At 73.9% G+C, this 11,587-nt stretch carries 8 protein-coding genes; 6 read left to right on the top strand and 2 right to left on the bottom strand.

The annotated features are described in order from the left end of the window. Positions 1 to 50 precede the first annotated feature (50 nt). A complete protein-coding gene (locus tag V1634_RS00360) occupies positions 51 to 710 on the top strand; it encodes a response regulator transcription factor (protein WP_331205702.1) in 660 nt (219 codons plus the stop codon). Next, a complete protein-coding gene (locus V1634_RS00355) occupies positions 710 to 1,897 on the top strand; it encodes a sensor histidine kinase (protein ID WP_331205701.1) in 1,188 nt (395 codons plus the stop codon). The genes V1634_RS00360 and V1634_RS00355 overlap by 1 nt, the downstream gene beginning before the upstream one ends. Positions 1,898 to 1,915: 18 nt before the next feature. On the opposite strand, the gene V1634_RS00350 is transcribed toward V1634_RS00355, so the two are convergent. Next, the gene (locus V1634_RS00350) at positions 1,916 to 3,103 is read right to left on the bottom strand and encodes a radical SAM protein (RefSeq protein ID WP_331205700.1); all 1,188 of its coding nucleotides are present in this window, start codon (positions 3,101 to 3,103) and stop codon (positions 1,916 to 1,918) included. A 253-nt stretch (positions 3,104 to 3,356) separates the two neighbouring features. On the opposite strand from V1634_RS00350, the gene V1634_RS00345 reads away from it, so the two are divergent. From V1634_RS00345 to V1634_RS00330, 4 genes are all read left to right on the top strand, one after another. Continuing rightward, positions 3,357 to 4,874, top strand: coding sequence for a C40 family peptidase (locus V1634_RS00345; protein WP_331205699.1), 1,518 nt, complete (start codon positions 3,357 to 3,359; stop codon positions 4,872 to 4,874). A gap of 751 nt (positions 4,875 to 5,625) precedes the next feature. Beyond that, positions 5,626 to 7,401 (top strand): hypothetical protein, encoded by a 1,776-nt coding sequence (locus V1634_RS00340; protein ID WP_331205698.1) that lies wholly within the window; start codon positions 5,626 to 5,628, stop codon positions 7,399 to 7,401. A gap of 364 nt (positions 7,402 to 7,765) precedes the next feature. After that, entirely contained in the window at positions 7,766 to 9,685 is a 1,920-nt protein-coding gene (locus tag V1634_RS00335; protein WP_331205697.1) for a DEAD/DEAH box helicase, read from the top strand. 136 nt (positions 9,686 to 9,821) lie between these two features. Then, complete coding sequence (locus V1634_RS00330) at positions 9,822 to 10,442, top strand: putative glycolipid-binding domain-containing protein (protein WP_331205696.1); 621 nt, start codon at positions 9,822 to 9,824, stop codon at positions 10,440 to 10,442. Between the two features lie 21 nt (positions 10,443 to 10,463). On the opposite strand, the gene cds1 is transcribed toward V1634_RS00330, so the two are convergent. Beyond that, positions 10,464 to 11,555 carry an L-cysteine desulfhydrase Cds1 gene (gene cds1, locus V1634_RS00325; RefSeq protein WP_331205695.1) on the bottom strand — a complete coding sequence of 364 codons (1,092 nt, stop codon included), beginning with the start codon at positions 11,553 to 11,555 and terminating at the stop codon, positions 10,464 to 10,466. Between the last annotated feature and the right edge of the window lie 32 nt (positions 11,556 to 11,587).

The raw sequence follows: 11,587 nt of genomic DNA, 5'->3' as shown, positions 1-11,587 counted from the left end.
GCGCGAAATTCTTGAGGTCGTCTTTAACCCGGACGGCGTTTACTCGTGGCATGCGGGTTCTGGTTGCCGAGGACGACGAGATGCTGGCCGACGCGATCGCCCGGGGATTGCGACAGCACGCGATGAGTGTCGACGTGGCCCTGGACGGGGCGCAGGCGCTGGAACGGACCGGCAGTACCCGGTACGACGTGGTGGTCCTGGACCGGGACCTGCCCGAGGTGCTCGGCGACGAGGTGTGCCGGCGGCTGGTGCAGGACGGCGGGCAGCACGCCCGGATCCTGATGCTCACCGCCGCGTCGGCGCTGCGCGACCGGGTCGAGGGGCTGAACCTCGGCGCCGACGACTACCTGCCGAAGCCGTTCGCCTTCGCCGAGCTGGTCGCCCGGGTGCACGCGTTGCTCCGCCGGGTCGCACCGGCCCGACCGCCGGTGATCGAGCGGGCCGGTATCCGGCTCGACCCCGCGCAGCGGGTGGTGACCCGGGACTCCCGTTACGTCCGGCTGGCCCCGAAGGAGTTCGCGGTGCTCCACGTCCTGCTCTCCGCCGAGGGGGCGGTGGTCAGCGCCGAGGAGCTGCTGGAGCGGGCCTGGGACGAGAACGCGGACCCGTTCACCAACACCATGCGGACCACTGTCGGCACGCTGCGCAAGAAGCTGGGCCAGCCCGGGGTGATCGACACCGTGGTCGGCGCCGGCTACCGGATCCCGTGATGGCCGGCCCGACCATGCCCGGGGGCAGGGCACCCGGCCGGCGTTGGCGGCCCCGGCTCACCGTGCGGACCCGGCTCACGCTGCTCTACGCCACCCTCTTCGCGCTCTCCGGTGCGGCGGTCGCCACGCTGATCATCACCCTCACCTTCGCCCCGTCGTCGCAGAGTCAACCCCCGTCGAAAGCCGTGGAGCTGCGGAAGACCGTGACGCCGCCACCGGCGAAGCTCACCGCGACGATTGCCGAGCTGGACCGGTCGGACGGGCTGCTCCAGGCCAAGGAGGCGGCCCGCCGGGAGCTGCGGGAGCGGCTGGTCCGCAACTCGGCGCTCACCATCGGGGTGATGACGCTCGCCTCCGCCGGGCTCGGCTGGCTGATGGCCGGTCGGGTGCTCCGGCCCGTACACCTGGTTTCCGGTGCGGCCCGCCGGCTCTCCCAACGCAATCTCGACCAGCGGATCCCGGTCTCCGGCCCAGACGACGAGCTGCGGGAACTCGCCGAGACCTTCAACGGCATGCTGGACCGCCTGGAGACGGCGTTCGAGGCGCAGCGCCGGTTCGCCGCGAACGCCTCGCACGAGCTGCGCGCCCCGATGACCACCTCACGCACCCTGGTCGAGGTCGCCGCCGCGACACCGGGCGCCAGCCCGGACCTGGCGGCGTTGGCCGGTCAGCTGAGCACGGTGCTGGACCGGCAGGACCGGATCGTCACCGGGCTGCTCGCGCTGGCCCGCAGCGAGCACGGCACCGGCACGCTCTGCCCGGTCCGGCTGGACCGGCTGGCCCGGGAGGCGCTCGACCGGCGCGCGGCCGAGCTGGCGGAGCGGTCGGTCGGGGTACGGGCCGAACTCTCCCCGAGCAGCGTCCAGGCCGACCCGACCCTGTTGGAGCTGCTCGTCGACAACCTGGTCCGCAACGCGGTCCGGCACAACCACCCCGGGGGTACGGTCTGGATCCGCACCGACGGGCCGACGATCGTGGTCGAGAACACCGGTGAACAGGTCGACGCCGAGCGGCTGCGTGAGCTGGTCGAGCCGTTCCGGCGGGGCCGGCAGGACCGGGTGTACGGCAGCGGTGGCGCCGGCCTCGGACTGGCCATAGTGGACGCGGTGACCCGGGCGCACGGCGGCGCGTTCACCCTGACGCCCCGCCCCGGCGGCGGCGTACGGGCCGAACTGACCCTCGGCTGAACCGGTCGCCGACCCGGATCAGGCCCAGACCTGCTGCGGCTCGGCCCGACGTTCGGCCAGGCTCGGCGGGGCGTCGTACTCGCGCAGCACCGCGTACCGGCTGTCCCGTTCGACCGGGCGGAAGTCGGCGTCCCAGACGAGCTGGAGCAGCTCCTCCCGGGACAGCACTGCGGGCGTACCGGCCCGGTCGGTGCCGTGGCCGGTCCGGTCTCCGACCGCCGCGGCGGCCAGGTCGTCCACGCCGAAGTTCAGCGCGAGCTGCGCCACCGACCGCCCCTGGGTGGCCCAGCAGCATCCCAGGTGCGGCACGTTGTCGAGGAGCAGCCGGGAGACCGCGAAGGTCTTCAGCGACTCGGCCGGCGACGCCGTCTCGGTCGGTTGCCGGGTCTCGGTCGGTTGCCGCGACCCGCGCCCGCCGTCGCCGGCCGCGACCGCGAGGTCGTGCTCGTAGCGCAGCGGCAGGAAGCTGGTGAAGCCGCCCGTCTCGTCCTGTAGCTCACGCAACCGCAGCACGTGGTCGACCCGGTGCCGGGGTTCCTCGACGTGACCGAACCGCATCGTCGCCGGGGTGCCGAGCCCCTTGGCGTGGGCGAGCCGGTGGATCCGGGACCAGTCCTCCCAGGAACAGTCGTCGAGGCCGAGCCTCCGCCGTACCTCCGGGTCGAAGATCTCGGCTCCGCCGCCGCTCAGCGACGCCAGGCCGGCGGCGACGAGTTCGTCGAGGATCTCGTCGGCGGGCCGGCCGGTGGACTTCTCCAGCCAGTGCAGCTCGGTCGCCGCGAACCCGGTGAGCCGGACGTCCGGCAGCGCCGCCGTCAGCGCGCGCAGCAGCTCCGGGTAGTGCCGCCACGGCAGCGCCGGATGCAGCGGGTTGACGAGATCGAGTTGGGTGAGCCCGTCGGCGGCCAGCTCGGTGGCGTGCCGTACGGCCTCGTCGACCGGCATCGGGGCGGCACCCTCTTCCGCCCGCCCGGAGCCGAATGCGCAGTACGCGCAGCCGACCGCGCAGAAGCCGGTCAGCCGCAGTTGCCGGTTGACGACGAACAGCACCCGGTCGTCGCCGTCCGCCCCGGTACGCCGGTGGTGCGCCAGCCGACCGAGCCAGACCAGGTCGTCGCTGGCGTACAGCGCCGCACCGTCGGCGCGGTCGAGCCGAACTCCCGCGTAGACCTTCTCTTCCAGCTCACGCTTGTGTCCGGCGTCCATCGCAGCACGTCCCTCCAGGCACGATCCCCGCACGAGCCTACGTGGAGTGCCGGGGCCACCGGCCGAGGCGGTCGGCGGCAGCGACGTAGTTCACCGATCCAGGTACCCTTAACCAGCTTCTCAGCGTCTCGTTACCCGCCGTCGGATCGACATCCTCCGCACATTGAGGTAAGACAAAGTGGGACGCGACACACCACGTATGGCGATACCACAGCCGCGCCGGGCGCGCTGCTGTGCACGGGACGGGAGCGGCATGGCCAGCAGCAGGCGCGGACGACCGGACCGGGCAGTCCACGCGGTTTCGCCGGTGTTACGCCCGCTGGTCTGGTCGGCCCTGGTCGGCGCGATCGTGGCCGGCGCGATGGCGACCCCGGTCTACGCCGACCCGCCGCTGCCGAGCACGGTCCCGGACGCCGGGGTACGCCCGCAGCCGGTCGGGGCGCCCAACGTGCCCACCGGCACCGGGGTGCCGACGACGCCGTCCTATCCGCTGCCGCCGAGCGTGAACGGCCCGCTGGCGAGCCAGATCATGGCGCTGGAGGTCGAGGTCGCCCAACTCGGCGACCAACTGCTGCAACTGCGGCAGGAGCGGGACACGGCCACCACCGAGATGACCACCGCCGACGGGGCGCGGCAGAAGGCCCGGCTGGAGCTGGCCAACGCCCGTACGGCGGCCGACAACGCGGCGGCGGGTGCGCTCAAGGACGCCGCCGGGCTGCCGCCGGGTGCCTTCGGCTCCGATCTGCACGGGCTGGACCTGCTCGGCCGGATCCAGCGCGGTGAGCAACGTTCCGGCGACACCGAACTGGCCGCCGGTGAGGTGGCCCGGGCACAGCAGGCCGAGCGGCAGGCGGAGGCGGCCTACCAGGCAGCGTCCGGCACGTACCAGCAGAAGGTCACCGCCTTCAACACAGCGGACAAGCGGTACAAGGAACGCTCCGCCGCCCTGGTGAAACTCAAGCGGGACAACGCGGACCAGCTCAAGGCGATCGAGCGGGCCCGGGAGGCCGCCGAGCAGCGCATCGGCGCGACGATCGGCAGCGACAGCGTCGCCGGGATGATGGCGCACCCCAAGGCGCGAGCCGCGATGCGTTACGCGCTCGCCCAGCGGGGCGACCCCTACCTGTGGGGCGCCGAGGGTCCGGACCGGTTCGACTGCTCCGGCCTGATGCTCGCCTCCTATCTCTCGGTGGGCAAGCGGATCCCCCGGGTCTCCCGCGACCAGTACAACGGCACCCGCAACCAGAGCGTGGCCCGGGAGGCCCTGCTCCCCGGCGACCTGGTCTTCTTCGCCTCCGGCAGTAGCTGGACCAGCATCCACCACGTCGGCATGTACATCGGCGGCGGCAAGATGGTGCACGCGCCGACCACCGGCGACGTGGTCAAGGTCTCGACCGTCTGGTGGTCGCGGTTCTACGCCGCGACCCGGATCTTCCCGGCGGTGCCGGCGCCGAACGCGACCACCCCACCGCCGACCACCCCACCGCCCACCACGCCGCCGCCGACCACGCCACCCCCGACCACCCAGCCGACGACGCCGCCGACCACAGCGCCGACGACGCCGCCGGCCACTCCGCCCACCAGTGCGCCGACCACGCCTCCGGCGACGCCGCCGGTGACGCCGCCGGTGACGCCGGCACCTCCGAACCCGCCGACGAGCACCCGGCCGCCGACGCCGCCGGTCACCAGCTCGGCAGCCGAGCCGAGCGACGGTACCCCGAGTGCCAGCGGGTCGGCTCCGGCTGCGGACGGTAGCCCCGACAGCGACTGAGTGTGCCGGTAGCCGGCCGGCTGTGCGCCCGTGCTGAGATATGGCACGGTGAGGGTTGACGTACTTCCGACCCGGCCTACCGGCCCGGGTGTGGGCGCGGGAGGCAACAATGGACGAATCGCAGGTCAGACCGGCTACCGGGGAGGCGCGCCCGGACTCGGACGGTCGGACCGCGGCCACCGGGTCCGGAGCGGAGGGCGTGGACGAGAGCGGACTCTCCCCGCTGCCGCCGCCACCGCCGGTCGGTACCGCGTTGCCGGAACCGCCGGCTGAGGAGGAGCTTTCCGAGCCCTACCAGCCGCCTCCACCGCCCACCGCCGGAGCACTCTGGGCGGACCCGCCGCAGGATTCGCCGGCAGACCCGCCCGCAGCCGAGCCGCCGGGTTCCGCCGATTCGCCCTCGGTCCCGGATGTGTCCCGCCCGGTCCCGGACGCCTCCGGCGCGGACTCGGACGCCCCGGACATCTCTCACTCGGACTCGGACGCTCCAGAGGTGGAGGCTTCCGACGCGGCCCCGGAGGCGAGCGCCGGAGGGGACCGGGACGTAGATCTGCCCGAGGCCGGACCGGAGGCGCAAGCCGGACCGGAGGCGCAAGCCGGACCGGAGGCGGAAGCCGGACCGACGTCGCCGCCCAGTGCCGAGCCCCCGGACAACCCTGAGTCGCCAGTCAGCCCTGGGTCCACAGCCACCTCTGAGCCGGCAGGCGCCGCTGAGTCGCCGGACAGTCCCGCGCCCGGCGACGACGGCGGCGTGGAGATCGCCGAGGTGGACGCGTCGGAGCCGGTCGCCGTACCGGAGCCGGCCGGGGAGAGCGGCACGGCCGAGCCGGTACGCGGTCGGGCCGTGAGTACCGCGGTCACGACCCCCACCGCGGCGGAGATCGCCTCGATGCCCGCCGCCTCCTCGGGCAGCCGCACCTACCGGGCCGGTGAACTCGACAGCCCCGCCACCCCGGCGACCGCCACCCCGGCATCCGCGTCCGCGACCCCCGCCTCCGCACCGGCCGCAGATGCTCGGGCATCGACGCCGACGCCGACCCCGGTGCCCCCGGGAACGCCGGTCCCACCGTTGCAGCGGCGACGTCCGCAGACTCCGGCGGTCGACTCCCCGTGGTCGGCGTTCGCCAATGCCGTCAAGGACGTGTCGACCCCGCCGAGCCCGTCGACCCCGTCGAGCGGGCCGGCCGCGGTGTCGCCGGTCGGTTCGGCATCCGTCCCACCCGTCGGGTCTGCCTCCGTCTCGCCGGCCGCCACCGGCATGTCCGGCTCCGCCCCGGTCGAGCCGGCGAGCCAACCCCGGGAGCGCCCCGGAGCGGTGCACTTCACCGCCCCGCCGGCTGTCGGCCTGTCGACACCGCCGGCCACCCCCGGCCAGTCCTCCCGGGACGTCGGGGCACCCGCTGGCGGCACCCCGTCGTACACGGTGCCGCCGCAGCGCAGCGCCAGCCGGGGCCGGGCCGGCACCACCCGGGCCAGTGCCTCGGTACCGGGACTGTCTCCGGTGCTGCCGAACGAGGCCGCAGCCGTGGCCGCGGTGCCGGGGGTGGCGAAGGTCTACCGGAGTACCGAACCGGATCCAACCAGCCCGCCGTCGCCGTCCCGTCCCGCGGAGCCGTCCGGACCACCCGAACCGGCACACCCGCCGACGCCACCGGCACCCGAACCGTCGGATCCGGATCCGGCGCCCACCCCGTTTCCCGCACCGGCACCCCCGGCGCCCAGCCCGGAGCCCGAGCCGGCCCCGTCGCCGTACCCGCCGACACCGCCCCGGCCCGCTCCGGCACCGCCCCTCCCGAACCCGGTACCGCCGGGCCCGAGCCCGTACCCGCCGATGCCGCCGGGCCCCGCGCCGTACCCGCCGATGCCGCCGGGCCCCGCGCCGAACCCCGGACCGGTGCCCCCGGGTCCGCTGCCGTACCCGCCGACGTCGGCGGCAGCCTCGGTGGGGTACCCGGCGATGCCGGTCTCCGGTGGTCCGGGCGGCCGGCCGGCGGAGCCCTCGCCGCCGGCCCCGCTGGTGGTCCCCGCGCCCGCCCTGCCGAGCTGGCCGCCACCGACCAACCCGATGTCCTCGGCGAACTCGGTAAGCGGTGCTGCGCCGGGCTACTCACTGCCGACCGCCGACCCGGGCCCCGCCGTCGCCGCCGAACCGGTCGGCCGGCCACCGACGGTTGGCCGCCCGCCGGGTGCCGGCCCGGCCTCGCCGCTCCCGTCGGGGCCGACGCCGCACTCGCCGGGCTATCGGGACTGGGCGCGGGACCAGCGGGCGGAGGGCACCGTGTACGGCGGCCCGGAGGGGCACGTCACCGTCTCGATGCCCACCAACCAGGTCGAGAACTCGGGTTCGCTGACCGGCCACATCCTGGCCCAGGGCTGGACGGACACCCCGGCGCAGAAGACGAACACCACCAGGGTGGTACTGGTGCTGCTGATCGGGCTCGGCATCCTGGTGGCGGTCGGACTGCTGGTGGTGCTCCTGGTCGGGGACGCCTTCAGCAGCCTCTTCGACGGTCTGCTGAGCAGTTGACGCCAGCGTCCGGCGGGTGCCGGGCCGGCGCTCGCGGGTGGTGAGCCTGCCCACTGGCGTGCGCGGCGAGGTGGCGGTTGCGGCTGGTCCCCGTACACTCGGATGGATTGTTGACCTGGCGCGTGCCACGCGCCTCCGGGCGATCTTGCGGGCAAATCGGCGGCGACCTCTGTCGCGGCGGGCCATCGCGAAGATGCGCCCCGCTTGAGAGGTATCCTTGACGACCTTTGCTGATCCCAGCATGTTTCCGTCCGTGTTCGACGCGCAATCCGGTTCCCTTTCCACCGGGACCGCCGCGTCTGATGAGCAAGAAGTTCTGACCGTGCCGGCTGTTGCCGGTGCACTCGGCGATTGCGCCGACACGATGACCGCCGACGATTCCGGCGCGCTCGCCGCAGCCTCCCCGGACGTGGTCGCCGCACCGGACGACACCATTTCCGAGCGGATCGATTCGGATCCCGCCCAGGCCACCGAGCCCCAGGCCACCGAGTCCGAGGCCACCGAGCCGGAGACGGTAGAGCGTGAGGCCACCGAGCCGGAGACGGTAGAGCGTGAGGCCGCCGAGCCGGAGACGGTAGAGCGCGAGGCCGTCGAGCCCGAGGCCGTCGTCTCGGAGCCGGTGGACTTCGCCGCGCTCGGGCTGCCCCGGCAGCTCGTCCGGGCGCTGAGCCGGGAGGGCATCGACACCCCGTTCGAGATCCAGCGGGCCACCGTGCCGGACGCGCTCGCCGGCCGGGACGTACTCGGCCGTGGCCAGACCGGTTCCGGCAAGACGCTGGCGTTCGGGCTGCCGCTGCTGGCCCGGATGGCGGCCGGCCCGCGCGCCCGGGCACACCACCCGAGGGCACTGATCCTGGTGCCGACCCGGGAACTCGCGATGCAGGTCAACGACGCCCTCATGCCGCTCGGACGGGCGCTCGGGGTGTTCCTCAAGACGGCCGTCGGCGGTGTGCCGTACGACCGTCAGATCGACTCGCTGCGCCGTGGCGTGGAGATCGTGGTGGCCACCCCGGGCCGGCTGGCCGACCTGATCGATCGAGGGGTATGCCGCCTCGACGACATCGAGGTGACCGTGCTGGACGAGGCCGACCAGATGGCCGACATGGGTTTCCTGCCCGACGTCACCGAACTGCTCGCCAAGACGCCCGGGAACGCGCAGCGGCTGCTCTTCTCCGCCACTCTGGACAACGACGTCGACGCGCTCGTCAAGCGGTTCATGACCGATCCGGTCACCCATTCGACGGCACCGCCGACCGCCGCCGTGTCGACAATGGACCACCACATGCTGCTGATTCCGCCGCACGACAAGTTCGCGGTGGCGGCCTCGATCGCGGCCCGGCAGGGTCGCACCATGATGTTCGCCCGGACCCAGATGGGCGTCGACCGGCTGGTCGAGCAGCTCGCGGCGGTCGGCGTACGGGCGGGTGCGCTGCACGGCGGCAAGACCCAGCGGGTACGCACCCGCACGCTCGCCGAGTTCAAGGAGGGCCGGACGAACGTGCTGGTCGCCACCGACGTGGCGGCCCGGGGCATCCACGTCGACGGCGTCTCGCTGGTGGTGCACGTGGACCCGCCGAAGGACCCGAAGGACTACCTGCACCGGGCCGGGCGTACGGCTCGGGCCGGTGAGTCCGGCGCGGTCGCCACGCTGGTACTGCCGAAGCAGCGCCGCTCCACCCTGGCGATGTTGCAGAAGGCCGGTGTCGAGCCGGAGCAGACCCGGGTACGCTCCGGCGACGCCGCGCTGGCCGAGGTGACGGGTGCCCGGGAGCCGAGTGGCGTACCGGTGGTCGACGAGCCTCCGGCAGGGCGCCGCGCGGCGGGTGCCCGCCCGGACCGCCGGTACGGCGATCGTCCCCGGACCGACCGCCGCTACGGCGACCGGCCACGGGACGAGCGCCGGCACGGCGACGGTCCGCAGGGTGAACGCCGCTACGGCGACCGGCCGCAAGGAGAGCGCCGTTACGGCGACCGGCCACAGGGCGAGCGCCGTTACGGCGACCGTCGGTTCGGTGACGGCGGCGCTGCGCCGCAGGGCGGTCGTGCGGATCGGGGTGGCGAGTGGCGCTCCGGTGGCCGGCAGGGCGGGTTCCGGCACGATGGCCGGCCGCACACCGACCGGCCGCACACCGACCGGCCGCACACCGACCGGCCGCACACCGACCGGCCGGCCTGGGACCGGTCCCGGGACGAGCGTCCGCGCGACGACCGGCCCGCCGGGGACCGCCTCGACGACCGGCGGGGCCGCCGATTCGACGGCCGGCGTCCGACCCCGGCCCGCTGACCGCTGCCAGGCTCCTGGCCAGGTCCGACGCCGTAGCACGGTGCGGACCTGGTCGGGCTGCCGGCCTCGGGCCGGCCGAGGATCGATTCGCGCGGTCGGGCCTGCTGGTCGGCGTGCGGCGGTAACGTCCATGGGCATGTCGACCATGCCGAAGTCGTTGTTCTGGAGCCGCACGGATGTTCCCGGTGCGGATCACGCGCTCGCCGCCGACGGCCGTGGGCTGACCGCCCGGGGCACCGCGCTCGCCGTCGACCCGATCCCCTTCACCTGCCGCTACCAGCTCCGCACCGACGAACGCTGGGCGGCGGAGGGGTTGGAGGTGAGCTGCGAGGGCGCCGGTTGGCTGCGTACGGTGCGGTTGGAGCGGGCCGCCGGCCGCTGGCGGGCGACCACCGCCGAGCAGGGCGACCTCGACGCCGCGCTGGCCGCCGCCGGCCAGCCGGCCGCCGGGCTGCCCGGCACCGAGGAGCCGGAGCGGCTCGCCGACGCGGTCGACGTCGACCTGAGCGCCTCACCGCTGTTCAACACCCTTCCGGTACGCCGCCTCGGGCTGCGCGACGCCACGCCGGGCAGCTCGCACCGGATCGTCGTGGTCTGGGTGCTGGTGCCCAGCCTCCAGGTGGTGCCGGCCGAGCAGACCTACACGGTGCTGGAGGGCGGCAACGTCCGGTTCAGCAGCGGAAGCTTCACCGCCGACCTGGCCCTCGACGCCGACGGCTACGTGCTGCACTATCCCGGGCTGGCACACCGGCACTGACCCGTGCCCGCCGTACGGCCGTCATCCGGACCACTCGCCGGTCACCAGGAAGCGTTCGACTGTGGACCGGTACGGCGCCAGGTCGAGCCCGCGGCCGGCCACCCACTCGTCGGAGTAGTACGTGTCGGTGTAGCGCTCGCCGCCGTCACAGAGCAGCGTCACCACCGATCCGGTCCGGCCGGCGGCCCGCATCTGGGCGATCAGGCCGAACGCGCCCCACAGGTTGGTGCCGGTCGACCCGCCGACCCGGCGGCCGAGCACCGCCGACGCGACGCGCATGGCGGCCAGCGAGGCCGCGTCCGGTACCCGCACCATCCGGTCGACGACGCTCGGCTGGAAGGACGCCTCCACCCGTTGCCGGCCGATCCCCTCGATCCGGGATCCGGCGCCGGTGGTGACGGACCAGTCGGCCGAGGTCCACGCGGGATAGAAGGCGGAGTTCTCCGGGTCGACCACGCAGAGCCGGCTCGGCAGCCGCCGGTAGCGCAGGTAGCGTCCGATCGTCGCGCTGGTGCCGCCGGTGCCGGCGCCGACCACGATCCAGTCCGGAACGGGGTGCCGTTCCAGGGCGAGCTGCGCGTAGATCGACTCGGCGATGTTGTTGTTGCCCCGCCAGTCGGTGGCGCGTTCGGCGTACGTGAACTGGTCCATGAAGTGCCCGCCCAGGTCCTCGGCGAGCCAGCGGGCCTCGACCACGACGGCGGCCGGATCGTCCACCAGGTGGCACTTGCCGCCCTGGAACTCGATCAGCGCGATCTTCTCGGCTGAGGTGCTGGCCGGCATCACGGCGATGAACTGCACCCCCAGCATGCGGGCGAAGTACGCCTCGGAGACGGCGGTCGAGCCCGACGACGCCTCCACAATGGTGGTGCGCGGCCCGATCCAGCCGTTGCAGAGTCCGTAGAGGAAGAGCGACCGGGCCAGCCGGTGCTTCAGTGACCCGGTCGGGTGCACCGACTCGTCCTTGAGATAGAGGTCGATCCCCCAGTCGCGGGGCAGCGGGAAGCAGAGCAGGTGGGTGTCGGCGGATCGGTTCGCGTCCGCCTCCACCGCCGCGATCGCCTCGGTGACCCAGGCGCGTTCGGCGTCGTCGCACCGGTCGAGCTGTTCCATGAGCAGGAACGTAGCAAGTCGTCCTCGTGGGC

The organism is Plantactinospora veratri, assembly GCF_036421995.1.
Taxonomy (GTDB): Bacteria; Actinomycetota; Actinomycetes; order Mycobacteriales; family Micromonosporaceae; genus Plantactinospora; species Plantactinospora veratri.
This window is presented reverse-complemented; position numbering and strand designations above follow the sequence as displayed.